This is a genomic window from Stutzerimonas sp. R40042, assembly GCF_026642215.1.
GTDB lineage: Bacteria > Pseudomonadota > Gammaproteobacteria > Pseudomonadales > Pseudomonadaceae > Stutzerimonas > Stutzerimonas frequens.
Genome location: NZ_CP113258.1, coordinates 1,826,490 through 1,852,457, shown reverse-complemented (window position 1 = coordinate 1,852,457; position 25,968 = coordinate 1,826,490). Strand labels below are relative to the sequence as shown.

The window sequence follows — 25,968 nt, the reverse complement described above, 5'->3', positions numbered from 1 at the left end:
GTCATCCACCCTGCGCCATACGTAGGGTGGACAACGCGAAGCTTGTCCACCAGCCAGCAAACCACACGGTGGATGGGTAAAGCGTCATCCACCCTACGCCCAGGTCCAACCGACAGGATTCCCATGAGCAAACGCCTGTATATCCAGGAAGTCGCCACCCGCGACGGCTTCCAGATCGAAGCGGACTTCGTGCCGACCGAAGCCAAGATCGCTCTGATCGACCGCCTCTCGCAAACCGGGCTGGCGAAGATCGAGGTCACCTCCTTCACCTCGCCCAAGGCCATCCCCAACCTGCGCGACGCCGAGGACGTGATGCGCAGCATCCGCCGTGCGGAGGGCGTCGAGTACACCGTGCTGGTGCCCAACGTGAAGGGCTGCGAGCGCGCCCTGGCCTGCGAGGTGGACGAGATCAACCTGGTGATGTCGGCCAGCGATACCCACGGCCTGGCCAACCTGCGCATGACGCCCGAACAGTCGTTGGTGCAGTTCCGCGAAATCATCGAAGTCACTCGCGGCAGTGGCGTGTTCATCAACGCCTCGCTATCGACCACCTTCGGCTGCCCCTTCGAGGGCGACGTGCCCGAGCGGCGCATCTATGAGCTGGTGCAACGCCTGCTGGAAATCGGCGTGCAGGGCATCACCCTCTGCGACACCACCGGCATGGCCGACCCGGCGCAGGTCGAGCGCATCTGCCGCGAAGTGCTGAACAGCTGGCCGCAGGCAGCATTCACCGCACACTTCCACAACACCCGCGGCATGGGCTTGGCCAACGCGCTGGCAGCGCTGAACGCCGGCATCGACCGCTTCGATGCCTCTCTCGGCGGACTCGGCGGCTGCCCTTACGCGCCGGGTGCCAGCGGCAATATCTGCACTGAGGACCTGGTGCATATGTTCCAGCGCATGGAGCTGAACACCGGCGTCGATCTCGACCGTCTGCTGCAATGCGCCGCCGACCTGCCCCAACTGGTCGGCCACGACGTACCGGGCGCGGTACTCAGGGCCGGCAAGGCCGATCGTCGTTACCCGAGACCGAAGTGGATGGAGGAAGCTGGCGTTTGAAGAAACGCCTCGCTTTTTGCGAGTCGGACGCGCAGTGCGCACAAACTTGATGCGTTTGCTAGAGTTCATCTCCCGCGCCGTCCACGCTTGTTGCGAAGCTTGCCACCTGCGGCCACGAACTGCTCTTCGATCTCCTTTCTTCCAAACGCCACCGGAACAATCAGTATTGAAAGGCAGTCACTACATAACTTCGTCAGCGCAGCCTCAATTTCAGGAGTGAAGCCGCGTTTTGTGGTGGCGCGCTCAAAGCCGACGAAGTCACGGAACCTTTCTTCCCCAAGCGATCTCCTGAACGAATGATTCCTTGTTCTGAAAAGGTCTCCGATTCGCTCCTTCAGGCATCCGGACTCACCAACATAGACGAGCTCTTCGTTCTCGAATATCGCATAGATGCCCGGCGAGTCCGGCAAATCAGTCAGCTTTTCCTTGCTTAGAGGCAGTAGTGGTGGAGGATTGCGAATGGCCTCCGAGACTCTAGCGACATACGCCGAAAAAGTATCTGAGTGCTGCTGCTCGAGTCGGATATGATGAACAGTCATTCTGGTTTCTCTGAACTCTAACGTTTGGTTAAGGGTCGGACTTTAGCCCGTCCCAGTGAGCAGAGCGAACGGTTTGAAGCCGTTGTTAGGTATTTTTTATGCGCAGAGAATGGCTTTGTAGCGTTCGTCACTCTACTTCTCCTGGATGGTCTGTCCAATCGCAGACGCCGCAACTCATGTAGTACTCGCCATCTGGCGGGATTGCGATATCAAAATGCGTTCGGATGTCGCGCGATTTGCAGACCGGGCATTTCTTTGTTTTGTCTGCCCGGCTTCTCTCCAGTATTTGGATAAAGTGTCCGATAGTTGTTTGGCAGGAGTGAATAGCAACTGATGAAGCTGTTTTACTTGCACTTCTGGTATGAGTGAGCCAATTGACCAATTGCCAGCATTCTTTGGCAGTGTTCTTGAGATGCTGCCTTAGTTCTTTATTGCTGCCACCCCCACACAGCAGGTTCATAAGAGCCTCTGTCCAAGCGATAAAGTTTGCATCCTGCGGGCGCTCAAGATCGGCGGGAAGCTCAGTGCGGCGGCGAAGAGCTGCTATGAGTGATATGAGGCTTTCTCTGAGCAGCATTCCTACGGATTGGTACTCCTCCGCCTCCACTGCACCGTCATGTTTGCTTTGTGCCTGATCTATCCGTCTCAAAACTTCATCAAAGGGGCTGGGGTCATCTGCATCAACACGGCCGGAGCGACTTCTGAGTCGCATCATTAGACCGATATGGAAAGATAGAGTGTAGTCGAGACTTGGAAAGTGTTTTTGAGAATACAGATTCGTTAGATTTGTAATGACCCACCAGCGGTCCTTATCTGTCGTAACATCCCATATTTCATAAACGTTGCCTACGACGACCTCCCGTTTGATTAGCTCTACATGATGGACAACTTCATCGGGGGCTTGCCCTTCAACATAGCTCGGTCTCGCTCGGAGTGAGTGTCTCTCTCTATGCTATACCGAGCAAGCTCTGCAGCAGGAACAGGGTGGTTGTGTGTGACGCACTCATCTTCGAGAGGGATTTCTTCGCTATCGTTCTTCATGATGGGACTGAATACCTAACGTTTGGTTAAGGGGCGGGCTTTAGCCCGTCCCAGTGAGCGAAGCGAACGGTTTGAACCAGTTGTTAGCTGCCGAGCTAGTATGGGGCAGCGATTTCAACCTCACTTGCAAGCTCTTTAAGTTTGTCCGAGATGGCGCCATAGCGACCTTTTATTTTTAACCACGACCCTGCGGAACCAACTCTTTCTTGCCCGATGGCATTTAAGACGGCCCGCTTAGACTTAGCGCTTTCATGGGCGGCATAATTTCTAAGGGCAGATAGCCGCTCTAGAGTTTGTTTGTATTTATCTTTCTTTATTATGGCGATCAAGTAATGATTATCTGGAACAAATTTTTTGAGAGTTTTTATAAGTCCGTCCCGACCTTTGAAATCGAAATAGTTGCCGCCAAGTACAAGATACTCACACACCTCGTCCGTAAGATGTTTTGGGAACTCGACACCTGTTGTTGAAGAGATTGTTGCTGTGCTGTTGTTTATTGCGCCAACTATTGCCGACAGCATCATCTGCTCAAATTCACGATAAAGTCGAATAACAGCATAGTCGTGGCACCAAGAATTTTGCTGATCTGAAAGACCTTGCGCGGGTCCAGCTACGAACTGTTGTAGTTCATCGGCGTGCTCTATAAATTCCCGAGCAGACTTCTTGACACTCTTCTTTTTCGGCACGGTGCTTTCCTAGTAGCCAACTATAATTAGACGACAGTGGTATATAAGACGCCGAACGGGCTTGGTGTACAACATTCCACTCTCTGTTGTCTCCGAGCCTCTAGCTCGGGCCTCTCAGCGACGCCGGGTGTTTATACACCAGCTCCGGGAAGCATGAAATTGATGTCATCAAACCTTGCCTCGCCTGCGACCTTTCGCACACGCTCGACAATTGCCGTTTCGATAAGGCTTCGAGATTCCATGCCGTGTAGAGCTGCAAAAAAAAAAAGCTGGCTAGTACAAGCGGCAGACCTAGCAGAACCCGAGGAAAACCAACCACTGCAGGCCAGAGAAACGGTTAGGTCTCGCCGCCCGCAGCATGTAACAGCGGGCTCAGTCCCCTTGACAGAACTGCAGAATCGCCTCGGCCACCGCCTGCGGTGCCTCGCGCTGGGGGAAGTGGCCGACGCCTGGCAGCAACTGACGGTGGTATGGGCCGCTGAACAAGGCCTCACGCCCGGCCGAGGTTTCCGGCGCGTTGCAGGTATCAGCCTCGCCGTGCAGCACCAGCGTCGGCACGGCGAGCACCGGGGCCGGTTGCAGCAGCGCCTCGTCCGATGCATAGGCAGGGTCGCCATCGACGAAGCCCCAGCGGTGGCGATAGGAATGCAGTACCACGGCGGCCCAGTCCGGGTTGTCGAATGCCTCCAGTGCCTGGATTAAATCAGCCTCGGCGTACCAGCCGGCCGGTGACCAGGTATCCCACAGCAACCGCGTGAAGGCCGCGCGATCCTCGACTACTGTCTGCTCGCCGCGCGGGGTGGCCATGTACCAGTGGTACCAGTAGTTGCGCGCCTGGGTCAGGGAAATCTGCTGGTTCGGATCGTTGGTGCCGTAGCCCACCGCGAGCATCACCAGCCGTGCGGCGGCGTGATGGCGCAGCCCGCAGGCGTTCGCCACCGCCCGTGCACCCCAGTCATGGCCGACCAGCACCGGTTGGTCGAGGCGCAATGCGTCGATGAAATCCAGCAGGTCACGGCCCAGCGCGGCGAGCTGGCCGCTGCGTGGGGTCAGCGGATCAGTGAAGCGCGTCTGGCCGAAGCCGCGCAGCGTCGGGCAGAGCACGCGGTAGCCTGCTGCGGCCAGGCGCTCGGCGACATCGGTCCAGCTCTCGGCGCAATCCGGCCAGCCGTGTACAAGCACGGCCACTTGCTGGCCGCGGGGGTTCCATTCGAGATAAGCGATATCCAGCACGGGTGTGCTGACCTTGGCGTAACGACTCATGCCGGCGTCTCCTTGCGCGCTCTGGTCGGTCAGCATAAGCCTGGTTACAGGCATAAAAAAACGGGCCGGTCACATCGGACAGGCCCGTTCGTTCTCCGCCGCTTGGTGCCTTTGGAGCTCAGGAGCGGTTGGCCGCCTGCGCCGCTTCGATCAGCTCGGCGCCGATGTCGTTCTCGAACTTCTTCCACACCGGTTTCATCGCCTCGCGCCACATCGCGCGCTGCTCGGGGGTCAGCTCGATGACTTCGGTCTTGCCGGAGGCCGCGATGGCCTGGCGTGCCTGCTGGTTGAGGTCGTCGGCCTGGCGGTTCACCTCGGCAGTAACCTCATCCATGATCGTTTCCAGTTCGCCACGCACGTCTTCCGGCAGGCCGTTCCAGAACTCGGTGTTGGTGATCACCATATAGTCGATCAGGCCGTGGTCGGAGGCGGTCATGTAAGGCTGGACCTCGTGCACCTTCTGGCTTTCATAGTTCGACCAGGTGTTCTCGGTGCCATTGACCACGCCGGTCTGCAAGCCCTGGTAAACCTCGGCGAAACTCATCTTGCGGGGGTTGGCGCGCACCGCCTTGAACTGCTCGTCGAGCACTGCCGAGGCCTGTACGCGGAACTTCAGCCCACGGGCATCCTTCGGCTCGCGCAGCGGCTTGTTCGCCGAAAGCTGCTTCATTCCGTTGTGCCAGTAGGCCAGGCCGGTGATGTTCTTGTCCTCCATCGCGCGCAGCAGTGCCTTGCCCTGCGGGCCGCTCTGGAAACGATCGGCTGCCGCCAGGTCGTCGAACAGGAACGGCAGGTCATAGATCTGGATGGCCTTGGCGTAATGCTCGAACTTGGCCAGCGAGGGGGCCAGCATGTGCACGTCACCGAGCAGCAGGGCCTCCATTTCCTTGCCGTCGCCGAACAGCGAGGAGTTCGGGTAGACCTCGACCTTCACCTTGCCGGGCAGGCGTTCCTCGGCGAGTTTCTTGAACAGCAGGGCGCCCTGCCCCTTCGGTGTGTTGTCCGCCACTACGTGGGCGAATTTGATGGTCACGGGGTCGGCATGCACCAGCCCGGCGACGGTGAAAGAAAGCGCGCAGGCGAGTGCCTTGAGCTTGTTACTCAGCATGGAAGTACCCTCTTGTTTTTGTCGGTTGGTACGTTTCGCGGGCAAGCGTTGCGGTCAGGGCACCGCTTGCCCGGCACGTTGCAGCAGGCGACGGGCACGGCCGATGACGGGGGCGTCGACCATCTGTCCGTCCACCACGAAAACCCCATCGCCGGAAGCTCCGGCGGCGAGGATGCGTTGCGCCCAGTCTAGTTCCGCGGCACTGGGCATCAGGGTTTCGTGCACCACGGCCACCTGGCTCGGGTGGATGCACAGCAGGCCGCCAAAGCCCATGTCACGCGCGTAGGCAGCGGCACGGGCGAGGCCTTCGAGGTTCTTGATGTCGGGGAAGACGCTGTCCAGCGGTGCTGCCAGCCCGGCCAATCGCGACTGCAGCAGCAGCGCATAGCGTGCCTGGTCAAGCATGCGCTCGGCGCCGGCGGTGCCGTTGGCCAGGCCGAGATCGAGGCCCAGGTCCAGCGCGCCGAAGGACAGCCGCTCGACACCCTGGGCGTCGGCAATTTCCGCCAGATTGGCCAGCCCGCGGGCACTTTCAACGATTGGCCAGACCGGCTTGCCGCAGCTGGCCGCCAGCGCAACCTGCACCGCGCTTTCGACCTTTGGCAGCAGCACGCCGGCGACGCCGGCATGACGGGCACAGAGCGCCAGGTCCGCGGCCTGCTCGGCATGGGTTGGCGCGTTGATGCGCACCAGCAGGCACGCCGCCGGGTTGGCAGCGAGGAAAGCATCGAGGTTGCCCCTCGCCTCTGCCTTAAGGTTCTCCGCAACCGCATCCTCGAGGTCGACGATGACCGCGTCGGCGCCGCTCGCCAGCGCCTTGGGAATGCGCTCCGGGCGGGTCGCCGGGACGAACAGCGCGCTACGGATGATCGATGAGTTCATGGGCTGGCTCCTGGGCACGCTCATACCGCGCCCTGCTCGTGTAAGCGCTGAATGTCGCCGGGGGCGTAACCCAGCTCGGCCAGCAGGCTGTCGGTGTGCTGGCCCAAGGCGGGGATCGGGTCCATTCGCGGGGCGAAGGCGCTGTTGCGCCCCGGCGGCAGCAGCGCAGGCAAGCGACCGGCCGGGCTGTCCACCTCGCTCCAGCGCTGGCGCGCCTTTAGCTGCGGATGCGCCCAGACACCGGCCATGTCGTTGACATGCGCATTGGCGATGGGCGCAGCATCCAGCCGGGCGATCACCTCTTCGGCGCTCAGGTGGCTGAACGCCTCGACGATGAGCGCACGCAATTCGGTGCGATTCTCCGAACGCCGGGCGTTGCTCGAGAAGCGCTCGTCCTGCGCCAGTTCCGGCTGCAGCAGCACCTTGTCGCAGAACGCCAGCCACTCGCGCTCGTTCTGCAGGCCGAGCATCACCGTGCCGCCGTCACCCGTAGGGAACGGTCCGTAGGGATAGATGGTGGCGTGCGCGGCGCCAGCACGGGGCGGCGGCGTAGCGCCCTTGTAGGCGTAATACAACGGGTAGCCCATCCACTCCACCAGGCTTTCGAGCATGGAAACGTCGACGCGGCTGCCCTCGCCCGTCTTGTCGCGCAGCATCAGCGCCGAAAGCACGCCGGTGTAGGCGTACATGCCGGCGGCAATGTCGGCGATGGAGCAGCCGGCCTTGGCCATCTCGGTCTCACCCGGCCCGCCGGTGACGGAGAGAAAGCCGCCTTCGCTCTGGATCAGCAGGTCATAGGCCTTCTTCTGCTCGTAGGGGCCACCCTCGCCGTAGCCGGAAATGTCGCAGACGATCAGCCGCGGAAAGCGCTCGTGCAGCGCCTCGAAGGAGAGCCCCATGCGCGCGGCGGCGCCAGGGGCCAGGTTCTGCACCAGCACGTCGGCCTTGGCCAAGAGCTGGTCGAGCACCTGGGCAGCGGCGTCCTGCTTCACGTCCAGGCTCAGGCTTTCCTTCGAGCGGTTGGTCCAGACGAAATGCGAGGCCAGGCCGTCGACCCGCTCGTCGTAGCCGCGGGCGAAGTCGCCGGCACCGGGCCGTTCGATCTTGATCACCCGTGCGCCGAGGTCGGCCAGCTGGCGCGTGCAGAACGGCGCGGCGATGGCGTGCTCGAGGCTGACCACGGTGATGCCATCGAGTGGGCGGGGTTTGACTTGGGTGTCGTTCATGTTCGGTTCCTGCAATTTCGGCGTAGGGTGGAAATCGCCGAAGCCATTTCCACGCGTTTGTTCCAGCCCCTGGGGCTCTGGCGCCACATTGGTGGATAAGGCTTCGCCGTCATCCACCCTACGGTTCAGTTCAGGCCAACGCGTCCAGCCGCTGCAGCTCGCGCAGGCGCCAGACCGTATCGATCAGCGCGCCCGCCTCGTCATCGCTGCGCGCCGCGGAGAACTGCACCAGGCGGCGGAACTTGTCCTCCAGCTCGGCGCGGCTCAGCGTGTTGCCCGGGTCGCCCTTCGGCTCGTCGATGGCGCCGTGCAGCGTGCGGCCATCGGCGGTGGTCACTTCGACGCGACCGAGCCAGCGTGCCGGGTAGGCGTCGTCCACCTCGGGATCGAGGGTCATCGAGACCTTCGCGCGGAACTCGCCGACGCGCGGGTCGCTGAGCGCATGGTTGTGGAATTCGGTCAGGCCGGCCTTGCCGTACAGGGCGATCAGCCCCAGCACGGTGCCCATGGAGAATTTGGCCTGATGCACCGTCTGCGGCACCGTCACGCGGCCGAGCACGTCGATCGCGCCCTGGTGCACGCGGGTAGTGACGCTGGCAATGTCTGCCGCGCTCAACCCCTCACGCTGCATAAGGTCAAGCAGTGCATCGGCAGCCGGATGGGTATGGCGGCACGAAGCGTGAAATTTGAAGGATGTCTCGGCAAGCGCCCAGCGGCTGCCGAGCCGATCCGACAGCTTGCTCGGCTCGGCATCGCGGGACATGCCCGCCGCCATGCCCTGCTCGCCTTCGAGAATGTTCTGTGCGCCGGTCAGGCCATCGGCGGTCAGGTAGGCGGCGAGCAGGCCATCGGCGGCCGCCTTGGCGGTGTGCAGCTGCTTGGAGTCCGCCGCGTCACGGAGAAACTCCCACAGCCCCGCCGCTTGCGTACCAGCGCTGCCGAGCAGATGGGTGAACTGCTGCTGGTCGAACTCCATCAGCTTGCCAACGGCCACCGCCGCAGCCAGGGTGCCGACCGTCGCGGTGGTGTGGAAGATGCGGTAATGCGAGCGGCCGAGGAACTCGCCGATGCGGATGCCCGCCTCGTAGCCGGCCACCGAGGCCACCAACAGCTCGCGGCCGGACTTGCCGAGATCCTGCGCCGCCGCCAGCGCAGCGGGAAACACCACCGTGGCCGGGTGCAACACCGAGCTGTTGTGCAGGTCGTCCTGCTCCACCAGGTGCGAGCTGGCGGCATTCACCAGCGCGGCGAAATAGGCCGAGCTGCTCTGGCCGTTGACCAGAATGCGCGCCGGCCCGTCGGCCGGGCCCATCTTCTGCGCGTAACGCTCGAACAGCGGAATCGGATGCGAGCCTGCGCTGGCCAGGGCTGAGCCGAGCCAGTCGAGAAAGAGGTCTTCGGTGCGGGCGAGCACCGGTTCGGGGATCTGCTCGTAGGCGAGCCCGGCGAGGAATTCGGTCAGGGCACGGGTGTGCTGGCTCATGCGTTGGGCTCCAGCGAATTCTCTAACGGATTGGACAGTTCGATGAGGTTCTGGTCGGGGTCGCGCAGGTACACCGAGCGGATCGGTCCGGTCGCGCCGGTGCGTTGCACCGGACCTTCGATGATGGCGACCTGCTGCGCCTGAAGGTGTGCGATCACCTCGGCCAGCGGTGTGGCAACGATGAAGCAGAGGTCCGCCGACCCCGGGGTCGGCCGCTCGGCCTTGGGCTCGAATTCGCGCCCGGCCTGGTGCAGGTTGATCTTCTGGTTGCCGAAGACCAGCGCCTTGCGCCCTTCGCCGAAGGTCACCGCCTGCATGCCGAGCACGCGGGTGTAGAAGTCGATCGTTGCCTCAAGGTCGGCGACGGTCAGCACCAGGTGGTCGAGATGGCTGATATTCATGACGCACTTCCCTCTTTCGTAGGGTGGAAATCGCGAAGCATTTCCACCACTTGTATCGCCTGTTCGATACACGTGGAAAAGGCTTCGCTGTTTTCCACCCTACGTCTGGCTCCGTTAGAACGAGCGCGGCAGCTCGAGCAGGTGCTCGGCCACGTACGACAGGATCAGGTTGGTGGAGATCGGCGCCACCTGGTACAGCCGCGTCTCGCGGAACTTGCGCTCGACGTCGTATTCGTTGGCGAAGCCGAAGCCACCGTGAGTCTGCAGACAGGCGTTGGCGGCTTCCCAGCTGGCCTTGGCTGCCAGGTACTTGGCCATGTTGGCCGCCGCCCCGGCGTTGCGCCCGGCGTCGTATTCCTCGCAGGCGCGCCAGCGCATCAGGTCGGCGGCCTCGATCTCGATATGCGCTTCGGCGATGGGGAACTGCACGCCCTGGTTCTGCCCGATGGGCCGGCCGAATACCACACGGTCGCGGGCGTACTGCGCGGACTTCTCGACGAACCAGCGGCCATCGCCGATGCACTCGGCGGCGATCAGCGTGCGCTCGGCATTCAGGCCGTCGAGGATGTAGCGAAAGCCCTTGCCCTCCTCGCCGATCAGGCTACTGGCGGGAATCTCCAGATTGTCGAAGAACAGCTCGTTGGTCTCGTGGTTGACCATGTTGGCGATCGGCTGCACGGTCAGGCCGTTGCCGATGGCCTCGCACAGGTCGACGAGGAAGATCGACATGCCCTCGGACTTTCGTTGCACCTCGGCCAGCGGCGTGGTGCGTGCCAGCAGGATCATCAGGTCGGAATGCTGGATGCGCGAGATCCACACCTTCTGCCCGTTGATGACGTACTTGTCGCCCTGGCGCACGGCGGTGGTCTTGATCTTGGTGGTGTCGGTGCCGGTGGTCGGCTCGGTGACGCCCATGGACTGCAGGCGCAGCTCACCGCTGGCCAGCTTCGGCAGGTAGTAGCGCTTCTGCTCCTCGCTGCCGTTTCTGAGCAGGGTGAACATGTTGTACATCTGCCCGTGGATGGTCCCGGAGTTGCCGCCGCACCGGTTGACCTCCTCGAGGATCACCGAGGCCTCGGCCAGGCCCAGGCCCGAGCCGCCGTATTCTTCCGGGATCATCGCCGAGAGCCAGCCGGCCTCGGTCATGGCCGTGACGAAGGCTTCCGGGAAGCCCTTTTCCTCATCGATCTTGCGCCAGTATTCGGCGGGAAATTCGGCGCAGAGGGCGCGCACGCCTTCGCGGATGAAATTCAGTTCTTCGGTCTTGTTCGGGTTCATCTCGGTTTCTCGCTTGTGCGGCACGCGGCCTCAACGGTGGATAAGGCTGCGCCGTTATCCACCCTACGATTCAGTCGAATTCCACTTCGGCTTTCTGCGCCAGGCCGTTGTGGTCGCCGGCCCAGAGTTCGGCCTTTCCCGGCGCGACGATGCGACCGCCGACCTCGAACGGCTGCGGCGCGATCAGCGGGCGCAGGCCGCGGTAGGCGAAGCGGCGCAGGCGGGCGTCGGGATTGGCGCGGCAGAAGGCGCGCAGGTTCAAGGTTGCGATCAGCGGGCCGTGAACGACGAGGCCGGCATAGCCTTCGGTCTCGGTGACGTAGGGCCAGTCGTAATGGATGCGATGGCCGTTGAAGGTGACCGCCGAATAACGGAACAGCAGCGTCGGCGTCGGTGTGACCGCCTCGCGCCAGCCACCGGCGACCATGGGTTCGCCGCTGCTGGTCTTCGGCGGGGTGGGCTCACGGTAGACGATGTCCTGTTCCTCGCGGATCGCCAGCCGGCTGTCCTGCAGATAGTCATGCTGCACGGTGACGAACAGCAGCGCGCCGGTGCGGCCCTGTTTCTCCTCGATGTGCTTGATGGTAGACACGCGTCGCGCCTCGCCGCCGGCTTCCAGCGGACGAAGGAACTCGACCCGGCCGCCGGCCCACATGCGGTTGCGGTTATCCGCCGGAGGCAGGAAGCCACCGCGTGCCGGGTGGCCATCCTCGCCGAGGCCGCTTTCGGCAACCGGCTCCTGGAAGAAGCACCATTGCCACAGAGGTGGCAGCGCTTCGCCGTGCGCGGGAGTGCTTTCGCCGAAGGTCGCGGCAATGCGCATCAGCAGGTTGCGGCTGAGCTGGTCGTGGACTTCTTCGCTGCGGCCAATCCAGGCAGAGGTATCGGTCATCGTCGGGTTCCGCTGTTGTCTTGTTTTGCCGCAGGATGCTACGAAGCCAGCGTTCCGAGAATTTGTATTTACCGACACCAGCGTTCGGCTAAGCTGAACGCCTAGCCCAAACCGAGACGTCTATGCACTTCGATCTGGCCGACCTGCGCCTGTTCATCCATATTGCCGAGTCCCCCAGCCTGACCCAGGGCGCACGACGCGCACACCTCTCGCCGGCAGCCGCCAGCGCGCGCATCAAGGCGCTGGAAGGCCAGCTCGACAGCCGCCTGCTTTACCGCGACAGCCGCGGTGTCGAGCTGACGCCGGCCGGCCACAAGTTGCTGCAGCATGCGCGGCTGATCATGCGCCAGGTGGACTACCTGAAAAGCGAGTTCACCGAATACGGCACCGATTCGGCCGGACACATCCGTATCTTCGCCAACACCACGGCGGTGACCGAATTCCTGCCGGAGGTGCTGGCCGGCTTTCTCGCCGAGCGCCCCGGCGTAAGCGTTGACCTGCAGGAAAGGCTGAGCCGCGACATCGTCCGCGGTGTGCTCGACGGCAGCACGGACATGGGCATCATTGCCGGGCCGGTACGCGCAGAGGGGCTTCAGGTGCTGCACTTCAGCACCGACCGCCTGTTGTTGGCAGTGCCGATCGGCCATCCGCTGGCAGGCGAGCGACAGGTCACGCTGCGCCAGACACTGGCCTACCAGCACATCGGCCTGCACGAAGGCAGCACCCTGCTGACCTTTCTGCGCGACCAAGTGGAAAAACTGGGTGGCCAGCTCTCACTGCGCATCCAGGTCTCCAGCTTCGAGGCGGTTTGTCGGATGATCGAGGCCGGTGTGGGCATCGGCATCATCCCGGAGTCCGCCGCGAGGCGGCACAGCCGCACCATGCAGCTCGCGCTGGTGACACTGGACGAACCCTGGGCGGTGCGCGAGCGCAGCATTCTGGTTCGCGAACTGGACGCGCTGCCCGGCAGCGTGCGTGCGCTGATCGCGACCCTCGTGGCCGACGGCCCGGCCTGAAGCGAACGATAGTCGCCGCTTGCTGCCGAACGGCGGTAGACACGTATCGCCGGATCACCGCAGGGAGCTGCCATGCCATCACTGACCAACAGGCTGTTTCGCCTGTATCACCGCGTCACCGGCAGCATCGCCTTCTACCCGACCCTGATCGCGGTGGGCCTGGCAGTTCTCTGCGTCGTGACGATCCTGCTGGAGATGACCTGGCTGCAGCCGTACAAGGAAGATCTGGACCTCGGCCTGGTGAAGAACGCCGAGAATGCCCGACTGATCCTCGGCACCCTGGTCGGCGGAATCATTTCGCTGATGGTGTTCAGCTTCTCGATGGTGATGGTGGTGCTCAACTCGGCCGCCTCCTCGCTGTCGCCGCGGGTCATTCCCGGCCTGATCAGCAGCCGCAGTCATCAGGTGGTGCTCGGCGTCTATCTCGGCACGATCATCGATTCGCTGATGCTGATCTCGACCATTCAGGAAGGCGACGACATCAACGTACCGAGCCTGGGCATCTTCCTGGCGCTGGGGCTAGCGGTGATCTGCCTGTGTCTGTTCGTGTACTTCATCCGTTCCATTTCGCTGTCGATCCAGGTGGATTTCATCCTCAACCGCGTCTACAAACAGACCCTCGGCCAGCTGCGCGCACGCCGCCGTCAGCTACAAGACAGCCATGCGCCGGCCTGGCCGGACGACGCGCAATGGACAGTCGTGCGCGCGCGGCGCTCGGGCTACTTCAAGGCGCTGAACGTCGCCGCCGCCCAGGACCTCCTCGAAGAGCAGGACGCGCGCATGACCGTGCAGGTGCACTACGGCTTCTTCGTCATGCCCGGACATCCATTGATACGCATCGACCGTGAACTCGACGAGAACTGCACGAACCGTCTGCTCGACTGTTTCGACTTCTATGTCGAGGAGTACGCGCAGCGGCACTTCTTCTTTGGCTTCAAGCAGATCGTCGAAATCGCCGTGCGCGCCCTGAGCCCGGGGATCAACGACCCGGGAACGGCGATCAAGGCGATCGACATGCTGGGCGTACTGCTGGCCGAGCGCATGCAGATGCCCGACCACGAAGTCGCCCGCGCCGAGGATCGACCGCGGATTTTCATCCGCGAGCTGAATCTGCATCAGCTGCTGCAGATGACCTTCGGCCCGCAGCGCCGCTATGGCGCTGACGACCTACAGGTTCTGCAAGCACTGCTGCAGGCCTGCAAGAACCTGCTCTACGCCGCCGAGGATGCCGACACCGAACGGGTGCTGCTGCGCCATGCCCAGGCGGTGGTCGACCAGGCGGCGATCAGCCTGACCGGCGTGCTCGACCGCGAGGCGATGGTCGAAGCCGTGCAGTCGCTGAACCAGGCCGTGCGCCATGCCAAGCCATTGCAGTGCGCGACGCTGCGGGAATCCTGAATGGCCACGGCTGCCAAATGCACAACGCAGGGAGCGTCGGCCCTACCAGCCGCCGCTTCCCACGACTTTGTTATGAAAATTAGCAAGTTAGGTCACATCATCGGCCAGCGTCCGACGCACCTGGACTTGCCTTCACCGGCTTCGCTGCCTAGGGTTACCGCATGACGTCCTTGATCGCTCCCATCAGTTCACTGCTCGCCGGTGTGGCCCTGCTGCTGCTCGGCCACGGGCTACTCAACACACTCCTGACCCTGCGCGGCGTGGCCGAAGGCTATTCGACAGGGATGGTTGGCCTGCTGATGTCCGGCTATTTCGCCGGTTTTCTCGTCGGCACCTGGCTGGCGCCTTCGCTGATCCGGCGGGTCGGGCACATCCGCACCTTTTCCTTCTACGCTTCGCTGGCGGCCACCGCCGTGCTGCTGCACGTGATGATCGTCAATCCGTGGGTATGGCTGGTGCTGCGGGTGGTCTACGGCATCGCGCTGGTCACGCTGTACATGGTCATCGAGAGCTGGCTCAACGCCCAGGTCAGCGGCGAGAAGCGCGGCCAGGTATTTGCCGTATACATGGCCGTCAATCTGGGTGCCCTGGCGGCGGCGCAGCAATTGCTGGGGCTCGACAGCCCGATGGAATTCACCCTGTTTGCCCTGGCGACCATCCTCATCGGCGGCGCGATGATGCCCATCACCCTGACCCGCCAGCCGCAGCCGACCCTGCCCGACATTCCCCCGACCGACCTGCTGCAACTGGCGCGCATCGCCCCGCTGCCGCTGATGGCGGCCGGGGTATCCGGTTTCGTCCTCGGCGGGTTCTGGGGCCTGGCGCCGGTGTACGCCAGCGAGATCGGCTTCGATGGGGCCGGCGTGGGCCTGCTGATGAGCATCACCATCCTCGGCGGCGCCGTGCTGCAGTGGCCGATCGGGCTGTTTTCCGACAAACATGAGCGGCGCACCGTGCTGCTCTGGGTGGTGGCGCTGGCCGCCATTCTCGCGCTCGCCGTAGCACCGCTGATGGCCAGCCCGTTGCTGCTGGGGCTGATGTTCGTCTGGGGCGGGCTGGCCTTTTCCATCTACTCCATCGCCGTCGCGCAGATGGTCGATCAGCTCAATCCCGACGAGATTCTGTCCGGCTCCAGCGGCCTGCTATTGGCCAACGGCTTCGGCGCCGCGCTGGGCCCGGTGGCGGCCGGCGGCCTGATGCATCTGGCCGGCCCCATCGCCCTGCCGCTGTTCTTCGCGGTAGGCCTCGGCGTGCTGGCATTCTATGCGTTCTACCGGCCGCGCAAGGTGTTCGACTTGGTCACCGAACCGCACGGCCACTTCACGCCGATCCTGCGCACCAGTCCCACGGTCATGGAGCTGATGCCCGACACCCCGGAAGACGCTGCCAGCCACGAACCGGCCAACGAAAGCGAGCTGGACGACATGCCTCCCGCCGAGGCAACAGACGAGGTGCGCACCGGCACCTGAGGGCTTAGTAGTCCACCCGCCCGCGCCCGGCCTTGATCGCACCGCGTTTGCTCTTGCCCTCCAGGCGGCGCTTCTTCGAGCCCAGGGTCGGCTTGGTCGGGCGCCGGGCTTTCTCCACTTTGCCGACGCTGCGAATCAGCTCCGCCAGCCGCTCGAGCGCATCGAGACGATTCTGCTCCTGGGTGCGGTAGCGCTGCGCCTTGATGATGACTACACCCTCCGCGGTGATGCGACTGTCGCGCAGCGCCAGCAGGCGCTCCTTGTAGAACGCCGGTAGCGAGGACGCCTGGATATCGAAACGCAGGTGCAAGGCGCTGGACACCTTGTTGACGTTCTGCCCGCCGGCACCCTGGGCGCGTATCGCGGTCAATTCGATCTCGGCATCCGGCAGCTGCACGGTGTTGGAGATTTCCAGCATAGGTGGGCGCCATGGACGATTGAGCCGCGATTGTCCTATGCCATGCCCAGACACGACATACTTTTTCGAAATTTGCCGATCGGGTGCCGCCAGCGCTTCGGCTAAGGTAACTACCCGCCCCAAGGGACCTGCATATGGACTCGATCACCCAGGCCTTACTCGGAGCCAGCGTGCAGGGCGCGATGCTCGGACGCTGGCAAGGTCGCAAGGCGCTCGCCTACGGCGCCATACTCGGCACCCTGCCCGACCTCGACGTGGTCATCGACTACGGCGATGCGGTCGCCAACATGACCTATCATCGCGGCTTCAGCCATTCGCTGTTCGTCCTCAGCCTGCTCGCCGTGTTGCTGACCTGGCTGATCCGGCGATTCCGCCCCGACGAGCGATACTCCGGCACCCGACTATTCCTCACCATCTGGCTGGTGCTGATCACCCATGTGCTGCTGGACGCCTTCACCAGCTATGGCACGCAGCTGCTATGGCCGCTGACCACCCCACCGATCGCCTGGTCCAGCATCTTCATCATCGACCCGCTCTACAGCGTGCCGCTGCTGATCGCGGTGCTGGCCGGCGCGCTGTTCGGCCTGCATGGCCGCACCGCCCGATGGCCGGCGTACGCGCTGTTGCTGACCAGCTGCTACCTGGGCTTCACTCTTGCCGGCAAACAGATGGCCGAGCAGCGCGTGCAAGCGAGCATCAGCCGCCAGGGCATCGAGGTCGAGCGGATGTTCAGCACGCCGACGCCGTTCAACAGCCTGCTCTGGCGGGTGATTCTGGTGGACGGCGAGCACTACTACGAAACGCTGGTCAGCTGGCTGGACGCTGCGCCGCCGAGTCTGGTGCGTCTCCCGCGCAACGAGCACCTTGCCGACGCGCTGCAGGAATCGCCGCAGCACCAACGCCTGCGATGGTTCACCGGCGATGTACTGCGCTACGACAAGGATGGCGATCAGTTACTGGTCACCGATTTGAGACTCGGCATGACCGGGTTCCATCCGTTTCGCTTCCCTCTGGCCGAACGCAGCGCCGAGGGCTGGCAGCTGGTGGAGCGCCCCGAACGCCTGCCGGCCAATCGGGGCAATATGCGCCGCCTGGAGAGCATCTGGCAGCGCATCTGGCAGCAGGAACCCGCGCTCCCCCTGGCCGCCTGGGCGGCCGAGCTGAACGGCAAGGTGATCAGATAACGCGGCTCGAGCGCGAGCCGCGTCTGCCGCACGCCGTCAGGTACGGAACTGACGAACCAGTTCCTGCAGCTCCACGCCCAGGCGTGCCAGCTCGGCGCTGGCCCCGGCAGTCTGCTCCGTGGCACTGGCGCTCTGGTCGCCGATATCACGCACACGCGTCACGCTCTCGGAGATGTTGTCCGCGACCGCGCTCTGCTGCTCGGCCGCCGCGGCAATCTGCTGGTTCATCTGCTCGATGGTGGAGACCGACTCGGTGATCCGCCCCAACGCAACACCCGCTTCGTTAGCCAACTCGACGGTGCGCTGAGTGAGCGAACGACTGCTCTGCATCTGTTCCACCGCTTGCTGCGCAACGCGCTGCAGATTGCCGATCAGGCCTTCGATCTCTTCGGTGGAGTCGTGGGTGCGCCGCGCCAGGGCGCGCACTTCGTCCGCAACAACAGCGAAGCCGCGGCCCTGCTCGCCAGCGCGAGCCGCCTCGATGGCCGCGTTCAGTGCCAACAGATTGGTCTGCTCGGCGACCGCACGAATGACTTCGAGCACGCTGCCGATCCGCCCGCTTTCGGCGTGCAGCGCTTCGATGGCGTGTGCCGATTGGTCCACCTCGCCGGCCAGACTGCCGATCTGCCCGACTGCATCGCGCACCACCCGATCACCCTGGCGAGCCTGCTGGTCAGCCTGCCGCGCCGCGGTAGAAGCCTGTTCAGCGTTGCGCGCGACCTCCTGCACCGTCGCCGCCATCTCGTGCATCGCAGTCGCCACCTGCTCGGTCTCGACACGCTGGGTCTGCACACCAGTGCTGGTCTGCGCGGTCACTGCCGAAAGCTGGTCAGCCGCCGCGGCGATCTGGCTGACGCCGCCACCGATGCGCCCGATCAGGTTACGCAGGCTGGTAGTCATGTCGTGCATGGCGTTCTGCAGCTGACCAACCTCATCGCGACGCGTGCTCGCCTGGGAATGGGTCAGGTCGCCAGCAGCAACGCGCTGAGCTTGCTGGACGGTCGCTCGCAGGGGGCCAACGATCATCCGCGAAATCATTGTGGCGGCCAGCAGACCAACGAAGATCGCCAGTGCACCGATTACGCCGAGCAGCAGATAGCTGCTGCGCCGCTGCTCCTGCATGGCATTACTCGCGTTGTTCAGCGCCTCATTCGCCGCGGCGATCACCACCTCGGACTGTTGCGCCATCGAGCCTTCCAGGGCGATTCGCTCGGTACGATTCTGGCGGAACTCGTCAAATGCGCTGCGATAGTGCTCCAGTTCGACCAGCGCCTTATCCATCGAGGCCTGCTGATCGTCGTTCAGCCAGATCTTCAGGTTGCCGCCAATGGCGACCACGTTGGCGTGCAGCTCGCTCCAGCTCTTGGCCGCTGCATCGGAGCTGTTGGCTACGAACAGGTTTTCCTGGGTGCGCATGTCGAGAATCTGCTTGGTCAGGCCCGAGGTCGCCTCGGCCACCGTCAGCGGATCGCTGCCCTTGAGGCGATCACCTTCCAGGCGCAGCACGCGCACGGCGTCGTACATGTCCAGCTCGATGAATTCGAACTCTTCGCGGCTGACCTGAGCAGCCTCCTGCATGCGCGTGCGCAGCTTCACGCCACGCTCGATCAGCGCCATGTAACGGTCGAATTGTCGGCTGTACTCTTCTGCAGCCTGCTGAATACGTGTCAGGTAGGCCCGCTCCTGCGTACTTGAAGTACTCGCCAAGCCTGCCAGTTCGGTACCGAGCTGCTGCAATGATGCGTGCAGCGCGTCGGCCGAGGATTGCTGACGCGTCAGCGCGTAGTCACGCTCGGCGCCGCGCGCCGCCAGGATCGACGCGTTGACGCTGGACAGCTGCTCGATCTGCTGCGCCCGACCCAGAATCTCGTCGACCGCAACGAAGCCGGTCGCCGCGACGCCAAGCGTGAGCAGCAGTACCAGACCGAAGCCGCAGATAAGCTTTTTGGCAACCGAAAGATTGGTGAATAGGTTCTGCACTGGTTCCATCAGAAAGGTTCCACAAAAAGGGGCACGCTCGGGAAGTCGGCAGAGATTACTAATAGTTGAGTGCGGCGTCAGGATATTTTTGACGCCTTAAGACTGGCGGTCGCCGCCTGGCTCGGGGCGGCGATACAGTCATCGGCAGGCGAAACGGCGATGGTCCGGTACTGCGTGGGCAATCAGTGCTGCAGATGCCCATACAGGCGCGCATAAAGCCCGCCCTCAGCGATCAGTTGCTGATGATCACCATCCTCGGCGATCCGCCCACCGTCGAACACTAGCACTCGATCGGCCTGTTTCACCGCCGACAGACGATGGGCGATGATCAAGGTGGTGCGGTCGCGGAGGAACCGATTCAATCCCTGATGCAAGGCGTACTCGGTCGCGGCATCGAGGGCCGAGGTCGCTTCATCCAGAATTACCACCTTGGGTTCGGCGAGCACCATGCGCGCTACGGCCAGCCGCTGCCGCTGACCGCCGGACAGTCGCACACCGGAGCGCCCGACAATGCTGTCGAGCCCGCTCGGCAGCTGGCGAATGGTATCGGCCAGTTGGGCGATCTCCAGCGCCCGCCAGCACGACTCATCGTCCCGCTCGCGCCCCATGGTGAGGTTGGCACGCACGCTGTCATTGAACAGCGCCGGATGCTGCAGCACGACCGCCACATTGTCGCGCACCGTGGCCAAACCGATTTCCTCGAGCGGAACGCCGCCGAACCGAATCTGCCCCGATTGCGGCTGGTAAAGCCCCAGCAGCAGCTGCACCAAGGTGCTCTTGCCACCGCCGCTGGCGCCGACGATCGCGACCTTTTCCCCCGGCGCGATGCTCAGGTTCAACCCCTCGAGAACCGCTTCGTCCTGGTAGGCGAAGTGAAGGTCGCGCACATCGATCGCCACCGTCGCCTGATCGGCGAATGGGTTGCGACCGCCGACATATTGCGGCTCGTCCGCGCGGGCCAGCAGCTGATTGATCCGCCCCAAAGCGCCGCCGGCGGCATAGAAGGCGTATTGCAGGCTCAGCAACTGCTCCACCGGTCCGATCATGAACCAGAGGTAGCTGAATACGGCGAGCATCTGGCCAATCGACAGATCGGAGAACAGCACGGTCAGCATCGCCGCGGCACGGAACACGTCGATGCCGAACTGGAACAGCAGGCCGCTGGCGCGGTTTGAGGCGTCGGTCTTCCACTGCGAAGCGACGGCGTAGTCGCGGACCTCCCGCGCCCGTAGCCCCAGTCGACCAAGGAAGAATCCCTGGCGGTTGCCGGCACGGACTTCCTGTATCGCATCGAGGGTTTCGGTAAGCGCCTGGGTGAAGCGCGAGGTGCTGTCGTTCTCCAGCTTCTTCAGGTGCTTCACCCGCTTGCCCAGCTGCACGGTGGCGTAGATCACCAGTGGGTTGAAAAGCAGGATCAGCAGCGCCAGCTGCCAGTGCATCCATATCAGAATGGCCGCTGTGCCGATGATCGATAGCACTGCCACTAGCAGACGACTGAGGGTATCACCGATGAACTTGTCGATGGTCTCCAGATCGGTGACCAGATGAGTCGCAACCGTACCACCGCCGAGGCTCTCGTACTCACCGAGGGCGATGCGTTTGAGACGCTCGATCAGCCGCACGCGTATGCGATAGACGATGTCCTTCGACAGCCGGGCGAACAGCCGCGCCTGCAGGACGTTGAAGACCAAGGCCGAGGCCCGCAGCAGCAGGGTTATACCGAGCATCAGGCCGATATAGCCGGCCGCCGTTTCCCAGCTGGCGGGCAGGAAGCGATCCATCACGCGCAGTGCCGCATCGCCGGTGCCGAGCAGCACTTCGTCTACCAGCAGTGGCAACAGCAAGGGGATCGGCACGCTGCAGAGCGTGGCCAGAACCGCGACCAGGTTGGCCAGAATCAAGGCCTTGCGGTGGCGCAGCGCAAGGCGGCGAATCTCCGCCCAACTGAGCTGGTCAGGCATGCGCGTTGTGCTCCAGCCAGCGGCCAAGTAATGGGGCCAGTACTGTCAGCGGCTGATAGCCGTTGGTGAGCAGTGCCAGTTGGCCCTGGTGCTCGGCCAGCAGCGTCGGGAACCCGGCGATACCAAGATTCTCGGCCCAGCTGAAATCCGCCGACGTTTCGGCCTTGGTGGCCGGGTCGTCATAGCGCTCGGCGAAGCGCTCGCTGGAGAGCCCAGCCGCCTCGGCCAGCTCCACTAGCAGCGCGGCTTGCGTGACATCACGCCCGTGCTGGTAGAAGGCCTGCTGGATCAGCAGCGACAGCGGCCAGACCCGGCTTTCATCGAGCCCGCGCGCGGCGACCAGGGCTCGGCATGCAGGCTCGGTGTTGTAGATCAATCCCGCCGGCAAACCGCCCTCGAAATCGAATGGCTGTCCAGTGGCGTTATGCACAGCTTGCCAGTAGGACAGCGTGCGCGAGCGCCCGGCCTCATCCATCGCAACCTGTTCTCGGCGCAGGCCGCCGACCCTCAGCACGAGCGGCACACCGTGCTCCGCGGCCTGCTCGGCAAGCCCCTGCAGCACGGGAGCGAAGCCCCAGCACCATGAGCACATCGGATCCATCACATAGATCAGTCGGGCCACTTCGTTACTCCCCTTACTGCTTGGCGTGCTCGCGGGCTGGCGTTAATCAGCGATCCTGCTCCCGCGGATCACGGCCGATGGGGTGAGGCTGGTTGCGCTGGCGGGCCAGTTCGATCTGCTTCTGCCGCTCGCGCGCGCCGGCTCGCGTCTTCTCGCTCAGGTTGTCCCAGCAATGCGGACAGCTGATACCCGCAGCGTAGTGCTCCGATTGCCGGTCTTCCACGGACAGCGGGGCGCGGCAGGCATGACACAGGTCGAACTCACCGGCACTCAGGTCATGGCGAACGGTGACCCGGTTGTCGAACACGAAGCAGTCGCCCTTCCAGTGCGACTGGGCCTCGGGTACCTCTTCCAGGTATTTGAGAATGCCGCCCTTGAGGTGATAGACCTCTTCGAGCCCTTCGCCAAGCATGTAGCTCGAAGCCTTTTCGCAGCGAATGCCACCGGTGCAGAACATCGCGACCTTCTTGTGCTTCGCCGGGTCGTAATGCGCCTTGATGTAATCGGGGAATTCGCGGAACGACTTGGTCTGCGGATCGATCGCGCCCTCGAAGGTACCGATCGCCACTTCGTAGTCGTTGCGGGTGTCGATCAGCAGAACCTCGGGATCGTCGATCAGCGCGTTCCAGTCCCGCGGCTCGACATAGGTACCGACCCGCTGAGTGGGATCGACACCGGGTACGCCCAGCGTGACGATCTCCTTCTTCAACTTCACCTTGGTGCGATAGAACGGCTGTTCGTCGCAGTAGGATTCCTTGTGGTCGATGTCAGCCAGGCGAGGGTCGCGGCGAAACCAGTCGAGCAGCGCATCGATCGCCTCGCGGGTGCCGGATACCGTGCCATTGATGCCTTCCTCCGCCAGCAACAGGGTGCCCTTGATGCCGTTTTCGGTAAGCGTCGTGAGGAGAGGGTCGCGCAAGGCGACGTAGTCCGGCAGCGAAACGAACTTGTACAGCGCTGCCACAACGATTTTTCGTGTCATGGAGTTTTCCACCAGTGGTCACCCGCGTAAAGGGTGGACCGGATACAAACGAAAGCGCCGGCGTGGGCCGGCGCGAGCGCGATTCTAGCAAAGAACATCCGGGATGTTTCCCGTCCGTTGTCGCCTCTATTTATGCCCACCGGCGCAAACCGGTGATGCCGGAGCCACACGCTGCTGGGCCCACTCTTCCGGCGTGTAGGTGTGCAGAGCAAGTGCATGGATCTGCTGCATCAGCGGACCCATGGCGGCGTAGGCTTTCTGGTGCCGCTTGACCGAGTTAAGACCCGCGAACTGCTCGCTGACGATGACCGCCTTGTAGTGCGTCTCCAGGCCGCGGCTGTGAGTGTGGCTTTCATCGAGCACTTCCAGGTGCTCGGGCTGCAGAACCTGCAGGGCGTTTTGGATCAGATCAAGTTTGCGCATTGCCTGCTCTCTCAAGGCTTCTGTTTTTCGAGTTCGGCCGTCATGTCGGCCAACAGCTTGTTCACTTCCGGCACCGCGCTTTCGAGTTTGGCCTGGGTTAGCTGGGCAGACCGTGCATTGAGCTCCGGCAGCTTGGCGAGCATCTTCTTGCCCAGTGGCGACTGATAGAAATCGATCAGCTGATTCAACTCGGTTTCGGAAAACTGACTGGTATACAGGGACACCAGATCGGGCTTCAGCTTGTCCCACCCTATGGCCTTATCCAGCGCGGTGTTAGCCTGGGCTTGATAGCGCTCGAGCATCGCCTTCTTGCTCTCGGGCGCCTGAGCCTCGGCGAAACGCTGCGCAAACATCTGCTGTACTTGTGCATAGACAGGCACTGCTAGCCGATCGGCGTTCGCCAGCTTGAGGAAACGTTCCGCGCTGCTGGCGTGGCTGGCGGTGTCGGCCAATGCCGAAGAGCTGATGCAGACAAACAGCATTGCACAGCGCAACGCCCGGGTACGTAAGGTTGGCATTGGAAATCCCTTGGGAAGGCGATAGGTAGCCCTCAATGGACACATTCTGCGCCGAGAGTTCCAATGCCTCAAGCAACGACCGGCGGGCCATGGAACCGCCGGCACCGCAAGGCGGCCTAAACCAGCAATATCGAGCAGGAGCATGGCATGACGCGTATAGAAACCGACAGCCTGGGGCAGGTCGAAGTACCGGAGCAGGCTTACTGGGGTGCCCAGACGCAACGTTCGCTGAGCAATTTCGCAATCGGTGCCGAGCGCATGCCGATCGAGGTGCTGCATGCGCTGGCGCTAATCAAGAAGGCGGCAGCCAGGGTCAACAACCGCATCGGCGACCTGCCGCCCGACGTTGCGCGACTGATCGAACAGGCCGCCGACGAGATTCTGCATGCCCAGCACGACGACCAGTTTCCGCTGGTGGTCTGGCAGACCGGTAGCGGCACGCAGAGCAACATGAACGTCAACGAGGTCATCGCCGGACGCGCCAACGAGCTGGCCGGAGGCAAGCGTGGCGGCAAGTCTCCCGTGCATCCCAACGACCACGTCAATCGCGCGCAAAGCTCCAACGACTGCTTCCCCACAGCGATGCACATTGCCGCTGCCAAGGCGGTCCACGGTGAGCTGCTTCCGGCTTTGGCCGAGCTGTCCGGCGGGCTGGCCGAACTGGCCGCGCGGCACAACAAGCTGATCAAGACCGGGCGCACCCATATGATGGACGCCACGCCGATCACCTTCGGCCAGGAAATGTCGGCATTCGTCGCTCAGCTCGACATAGCCGAGCGGACGATTCGCCAGTGCCTTCCGGCTGTTTATGAACTGGCGCAAGGCGGCACCGCAGTAGGTACCGGTTTGAACTCGCCACATGGCTTCGCCGAAGCGATCGCAGCCGAGCTGGCCGCCCTTTCCGGCCTGCCGTTCGTCTCGGCACCGAACAAGTTCGCCGCCTTGGCCGGCCACGAGCCACTGGTCGCGCTGTCCGGTGCACTGAAGACGCTGGCGGTCGCCTTGATGAAACTGGCCAATGATCTTCGTCTGCTCGGCTCAGGACCTCGCGGAGGCTTCGCCGAAGTGAGATTGCCAGCCAACGAGCCCGGCAGCTCCATCATGCCCGGCAAGGTCAATCCGACCCAGTGCGAAGCGCTCTCAATGCTCGCCTGCCAGGTGATGGGCAATGACATGACCATCAGCTTCGCAGCGAGTCAGGGTCATCTCCAGCTCAACGTATTCAAGCCGGTGATCATCCATAACCTGCTCCAGTCGATACGGCTTCTGTCCGATGGCTGTCGCAACTTCAATACCCACTGCATCACCGGCCTCGAACCCGACCCGGCACGCATGGCAGAACATCTTGAGCGCGGTCTCATGCTGGTCACTGCGCTGAATCCGCATATCGGCTATGACCGAGCGGCCGAGATCGCGAAGAAGGCTTATGCCGAAGGCGCCACTTTGAGAGAGGCTGCGCTGGAGCTTGGCTATTTGACTAGTGAAGAGTTCGACGATTGGGTACGTCCGGAGACCATGCTGGGTTCGGGCAACAGCGATTAAAGCAAACGGCGGGCGGCTTGGAATCGAGGTTTGAACAGTGAGGTCTCGGTCAGTCCGCTGGCACGCTTCTGGCAGTTGCTGCGCTAACAGCTATAAGGCCCTATCCGCCCTGCTATGAATTAGGCATTGACCGAAGCAGTCAGGTCATGCACTCGCAATCTGATCATGGCGAAGCGTGCAATTTTACGCGTTTTGCCCGCGTGATTCATGCACAGAGGTTGCTACGCAGTGCAATCACCGCTAAAGGGAGCAGCTGCGGTGACTTATCGGCCTCAACAAACCAGTGGCGGTCCAAGCATTTTCTCTGCGCAAAAGCAAACCCCCGACCTGCGTATGCGGGTCGGGGGTTTGGGATAGGCGCTTGACGATGACCTACTCTCACATGGGGAGACCCCACACTACCATCGGCGATGCGTCGTTTCACTGCTGAGTTCGGGATGGGATCAGGTGGTTCCAACGCTCTATGGTCGTCAAGCAATTCGGTTGCTGCCTCGGGGTTGAGCCGCTGCAGCGAATTGGGTATGTGATCGAATCGGTATTGCGTGTTCGTGCAGATTTTCGGTCTGTATGTCGACTTACCGTCTAACAGCCAAATTG

General features: G+C 62.9%; 24 protein-coding genes and 1 rRNA gene. 6 read left to right on the top strand and 19 right to left on the bottom strand.

What is annotated here, in order from left to right; all coding sequences use genetic code 11:
- The first annotated feature begins 123 nt into the window (after nucleotides 1-123).
- The gene (locus OUY36_RS08890; RefSeq protein WP_267937648.1) at nucleotides 124-1,059 is read left to right on the top strand and encodes a hydroxymethylglutaryl-CoA lyase; all 936 of its coding nucleotides are present in this window, start codon (nucleotides 124-126) and stop codon (nucleotides 1,057-1,059) included.
- A gap of 65 nt (nucleotides 1,060-1,124) precedes the next feature.
- Here OUY36_RS08890 and OUY36_RS08885 read toward each other — a convergent pair whose 3' ends face one another.
- The 11 genes from OUY36_RS08885 to OUY36_RS08835 form a co-directional block, all read right to left on the bottom strand.
- Nucleotides 1,125-1,598 (bottom strand): hypothetical protein, encoded by a 474-nt coding sequence (locus OUY36_RS08885; RefSeq protein ID WP_267937646.1) that lies wholly within the window; start codon nucleotides 1,596-1,598, stop codon nucleotides 1,125-1,127.
- A gap of 127 nt (nucleotides 1,599-1,725) precedes the next feature.
- Nucleotides 1,726-2,313 carry a hypothetical protein gene (locus tag OUY36_RS08880; RefSeq protein WP_267937643.1) on the bottom strand — a complete coding sequence of 196 codons (588 nt, stop codon included), beginning with the start codon at nucleotides 2,311-2,313 and terminating at the stop codon, nucleotides 1,726-1,728.
- A 421-nt stretch (nucleotides 2,314-2,734) separates the two neighbouring features.
- Nucleotides 2,735-3,325: a hypothetical protein gene (locus OUY36_RS08875; protein ID WP_267937640.1), complete on the bottom strand. Its 591-nt coding sequence runs from the start codon at nucleotides 3,323-3,325 to the stop codon at nucleotides 2,735-2,737.
- Nucleotides 3,326-3,697: 372 nt separating this feature from the next.
- On the bottom strand, nucleotides 3,698-4,588 hold the full coding sequence (locus tag OUY36_RS08870; RefSeq protein ID WP_267937637.1) for an alpha/beta fold hydrolase: 891 nt from the start codon (nucleotides 4,586-4,588) through the stop codon (nucleotides 3,698-3,700).
- 118 nt (nucleotides 4,589-4,706) lie between these two features.
- Nucleotides 4,707-5,696 (bottom strand): TRAP transporter substrate-binding protein, encoded by a 990-nt coding sequence (locus tag OUY36_RS08865; protein ID WP_267937634.1) that lies wholly within the window; start codon nucleotides 5,694-5,696, stop codon nucleotides 4,707-4,709.
- 54 nt (nucleotides 5,697-5,750) lie between these two features.
- Nucleotides 5,751-6,578, bottom strand: coding sequence for an HpcH/HpaI aldolase/citrate lyase family protein (locus OUY36_RS08860; protein WP_267937631.1), 828 nt, complete (start codon nucleotides 6,576-6,578; stop codon nucleotides 5,751-5,753).
- A 20-nt stretch (nucleotides 6,579-6,598) separates the two neighbouring features.
- Nucleotides 6,599-7,804, bottom strand: coding sequence for a CaiB/BaiF CoA transferase family protein (locus OUY36_RS08855; RefSeq protein WP_061340777.1), 1,206 nt, complete (start codon nucleotides 7,802-7,804; stop codon nucleotides 6,599-6,601).
- 130 nt (nucleotides 7,805-7,934) lie between these two features.
- Nucleotides 7,935-9,287: an MmgE/PrpD family protein gene (locus OUY36_RS08850; RefSeq protein ID WP_267937626.1), complete on the bottom strand. Its 1,353-nt coding sequence runs from the start codon at nucleotides 9,285-9,287 to the stop codon at nucleotides 7,935-7,937.
- Nucleotides 9,284-9,688, bottom strand: a complete 405-nt coding sequence (locus tag OUY36_RS08845; RefSeq protein ID WP_267937624.1) for a VOC family protein — start codon at nucleotides 9,686-9,688, stop codon at nucleotides 9,284-9,286. The genes OUY36_RS08850 and OUY36_RS08845 overlap by 4 nt, the downstream gene beginning before the upstream one ends.
- Before the next feature lie 114 nt (nucleotides 9,689-9,802).
- Nucleotides 9,803-10,966: an acyl-CoA dehydrogenase family protein gene (locus OUY36_RS08840; RefSeq protein ID WP_267937623.1), complete on the bottom strand. Its 1,164-nt coding sequence runs from the start codon at nucleotides 10,964-10,966 to the stop codon at nucleotides 9,803-9,805.
- Between the two features lie 70 nt (nucleotides 10,967-11,036).
- Nucleotides 11,037-11,858 (bottom strand): FAS1-like dehydratase domain-containing protein, encoded by an 822-nt coding sequence (locus OUY36_RS08835; protein ID WP_230724843.1) that lies wholly within the window; start codon nucleotides 11,856-11,858, stop codon nucleotides 11,037-11,039.
- Between the two features lie 122 nt (nucleotides 11,859-11,980).
- Here OUY36_RS08835 and OUY36_RS08830 point away from each other — a divergent pair, with 122 nt between their 5' ends.
- The 3 genes from OUY36_RS08830 (at nucleotide 11,981) to OUY36_RS08820 (ending at nucleotide 15,741) form a co-directional block, all read left to right on the top strand.
- On the top strand, nucleotides 11,981-12,874 hold the full coding sequence (locus OUY36_RS08830) for a LysR family transcriptional regulator (RefSeq protein ID WP_152481122.1): 894 nt from the start codon (nucleotides 11,981-11,983) through the stop codon (nucleotides 12,872-12,874).
- A 72-nt stretch (nucleotides 12,875-12,946) separates the two neighbouring features.
- Nucleotides 12,947-14,272 carry a DUF2254 domain-containing protein gene (locus tag OUY36_RS08825; RefSeq protein WP_267937620.1) on the top strand — a complete coding sequence of 442 codons (1,326 nt, stop codon included), beginning with the start codon at nucleotides 12,947-12,949 and terminating at the stop codon, nucleotides 14,270-14,272.
- Between the two features lie 161 nt (nucleotides 14,273-14,433).
- Nucleotides 14,434-15,741 (top strand): MFS transporter, encoded by a 1,308-nt coding sequence (locus OUY36_RS08820; protein ID WP_161612630.1) that lies wholly within the window; start codon nucleotides 14,434-14,436, stop codon nucleotides 15,739-15,741.
- A 4-nt stretch (nucleotides 15,742-15,745) separates the two neighbouring features.
- Here OUY36_RS08820 and arfB read toward each other — a convergent pair whose 3' ends face one another.
- Complete coding sequence (gene arfB / locus OUY36_RS08815; protein ID WP_063541835.1) at nucleotides 15,746-16,159, bottom strand: alternative ribosome rescue aminoacyl-tRNA hydrolase ArfB; 414 nt, start codon at nucleotides 16,157-16,159, stop codon at nucleotides 15,746-15,748.
- 134 nt (nucleotides 16,160-16,293) lie between these two features.
- Between arfB and OUY36_RS08810 the strand changes: the two genes are divergently transcribed.
- Nucleotides 16,294-17,343, top strand: a complete 1,050-nt coding sequence (locus OUY36_RS08810) for a metal-dependent hydrolase (protein WP_063541837.1) — start codon at nucleotides 16,294-16,296, stop codon at nucleotides 17,341-17,343.
- Between the two features lie 36 nt (nucleotides 17,344-17,379).
- Here the strand turns inward: OUY36_RS08810 and OUY36_RS08805 are convergent, their stop codons facing one another.
- From OUY36_RS08805 to OUY36_RS08780, 6 genes are all read right to left on the bottom strand, one after another.
- Complete coding sequence (locus OUY36_RS08805; RefSeq protein WP_267937617.1) at nucleotides 17,380-19,332, bottom strand: methyl-accepting chemotaxis protein; 1,953 nt, start codon at nucleotides 19,330-19,332, stop codon at nucleotides 17,380-17,382.
- A gap of 173 nt (nucleotides 19,333-19,505) precedes the next feature.
- On the bottom strand, nucleotides 19,506-21,284 hold the full coding sequence (locus OUY36_RS08800; RefSeq protein WP_267937616.1) for an ABC transporter ATP-binding protein: 1,779 nt from the start codon (nucleotides 21,282-21,284) through the stop codon (nucleotides 19,506-19,508).
- The gene (locus OUY36_RS08795; RefSeq protein WP_267938134.1) at nucleotides 21,277-21,876 is read right to left on the bottom strand and encodes a DsbA family protein; all 600 of its coding nucleotides are present in this window, start codon (nucleotides 21,874-21,876) and stop codon (nucleotides 21,277-21,279) included. Before OUY36_RS08795 ends, OUY36_RS08800 begins: the two co-directional genes overlap by 8 nt.
- A 76-nt stretch (nucleotides 21,877-21,952) precedes the next feature.
- Nucleotides 21,953-22,888, bottom strand: a complete 936-nt coding sequence (gene trhO, locus OUY36_RS08790; RefSeq protein ID WP_267937614.1) for an oxygen-dependent tRNA uridine(34) hydroxylase TrhO — start codon at nucleotides 22,886-22,888, stop codon at nucleotides 21,953-21,955.
- Between the two features lie 126 nt (nucleotides 22,889-23,014).
- A complete protein-coding gene (locus OUY36_RS08785; RefSeq protein ID WP_013982451.1) occupies nucleotides 23,015-23,311 on the bottom strand; it encodes a BolA family protein in 297 nt (98 codons plus the stop codon).
- Between the two features lie 11 nt (nucleotides 23,312-23,322).
- Nucleotides 23,323-23,829 (bottom strand): DUF2059 domain-containing protein, encoded by a 507-nt coding sequence (locus OUY36_RS08780; RefSeq protein WP_110777507.1) that lies wholly within the window; start codon nucleotides 23,827-23,829, stop codon nucleotides 23,323-23,325.
- 147 nt (nucleotides 23,830-23,976) lie between these two features.
- On the opposite strand from OUY36_RS08780, the gene OUY36_RS08775 reads away from it, so the two are divergent.
- Nucleotides 23,977-25,371, top strand: a complete 1,395-nt coding sequence (locus OUY36_RS08775; protein WP_267937611.1) for a class II fumarate hydratase — start codon at nucleotides 23,977-23,979, stop codon at nucleotides 25,369-25,371.
- Nucleotides 25,372-25,730: 359 nt separating this feature from the next.
- Here the strand turns inward: OUY36_RS08775 and rrf are convergent.
- Nucleotides 25,731-25,846, bottom strand: a 5S ribosomal RNA gene (gene rrf / locus OUY36_RS08770).
- Nucleotides 25,847-25,968: the final 122 nt, after the last annotated feature.

Coding starts and splice junctions, on each gene's coding strand:
- OUY36_RS08890 (WP_267937648.1), top strand. CDS start 124: ATGAGCAAACGCCTGTATATCCAGGAAGTCGCCACCCGCGACGGCTTC.
- OUY36_RS08885 (WP_267937646.1), bottom strand. CDS start 1,598: ATGACTGTTCATCATATCCGACTCGAGCAGCAGCACTCAGATACTTTT.
- OUY36_RS08880 (WP_267937643.1), bottom strand. CDS start 2,313: ATGATGCGACTCAGAAGTCGCTCCGGCCGTGTTGATGCAGATGACCCC.
- OUY36_RS08870 (WP_267937637.1), bottom strand. CDS start 4,588: ATGAGTCGTTACGCCAAGGTCAGCACACCCGTGCTGGATATCGCTTAT.
- OUY36_RS08865 (WP_267937634.1), bottom strand. CDS start 5,696: ATGCTGAGTAACAAGCTCAAGGCACTCGCCTGCGCGCTTTCTTTCACC.
- OUY36_RS08860 (WP_267937631.1), bottom strand. CDS start 6,578: ATGAACTCATCGATCATCCGTAGCGCGCTGTTCGTCCCGGCGACCCGC.
- OUY36_RS08855 (WP_061340777.1), bottom strand. CDS start 7,804: ATGAACGACACCCAAGTCAAACCCCGCCCACTCGATGGCATCACCGTG.
- OUY36_RS08850 (WP_267937626.1), bottom strand. CDS start 9,287: ATGAGCCAGCACACCCGTGCCCTGACCGAATTCCTCGCCGGGCTCGCC.
- OUY36_RS08845 (WP_267937624.1), bottom strand. CDS start 9,688: ATGAATATCAGCCATCTCGACCACCTGGTGCTGACCGTCGCCGACCTT.
- OUY36_RS08840 (WP_267937623.1), bottom strand. CDS start 10,966: ATGAACCCGAACAAGACCGAAGAACTGAATTTCATCCGCGAAGGCGTG.
- OUY36_RS08835 (WP_230724843.1), bottom strand. CDS start 11,858: ATGACCGATACCTCTGCCTGGATTGGCCGCAGCGAAGAAGTCCACGAC.
- OUY36_RS08830 (WP_152481122.1), top strand. CDS start 11,981: ATGCACTTCGATCTGGCCGACCTGCGCCTGTTCATCCATATTGCCGAG.
- OUY36_RS08825 (WP_267937620.1), top strand. CDS start 12,947: ATGCCATCACTGACCAACAGGCTGTTTCGCCTGTATCACCGCGTCACC.
- OUY36_RS08820 (WP_161612630.1), top strand. CDS start 14,434: ATGACGTCCTTGATCGCTCCCATCAGTTCACTGCTCGCCGGTGTGGCC.
- arfB (WP_063541835.1), bottom strand. CDS start 16,159: ATGCTGGAAATCTCCAACACCGTGCAGCTGCCGGATGCCGAGATCGAA.
- OUY36_RS08810 (WP_063541837.1), top strand. CDS start 16,294: ATGGACTCGATCACCCAGGCCTTACTCGGAGCCAGCGTGCAGGGCGCG.
- OUY36_RS08805 (WP_267937617.1), bottom strand. CDS start 19,332: ATGGAACCAGTGCAGAACCTATTCACCAATCTTTCGGTTGCCAAAAAG.
- OUY36_RS08800 (WP_267937616.1), bottom strand. CDS start 21,284: ATGCCTGACCAGCTCAGTTGGGCGGAGATTCGCCGCCTTGCGCTGCGC.
- OUY36_RS08795 (WP_267938134.1), bottom strand. CDS start 21,876: ATGTGCTCATGGTGCTGGGGCTTCGCTCCCGTGCTGCAGGGGCTTGCC.
- trhO (WP_267937614.1), bottom strand. CDS start 22,888: ATGACACGAAAAATCGTTGTGGCAGCGCTGTACAAGTTCGTTTCGCTG.
- OUY36_RS08785 (WP_013982451.1), bottom strand. CDS start 23,311: ATGCGCAAACTTGATCTGATCCAAAACGCCCTGCAGGTTCTGCAGCCC.
- OUY36_RS08780 (WP_110777507.1), bottom strand. CDS start 23,829: ATGCCAACCTTACGTACCCGGGCGTTGCGCTGTGCAATGCTGTTTGTC.
- OUY36_RS08775 (WP_267937611.1), top strand. CDS start 23,977: ATGACGCGTATAGAAACCGACAGCCTGGGGCAGGTCGAAGTACCGGAG.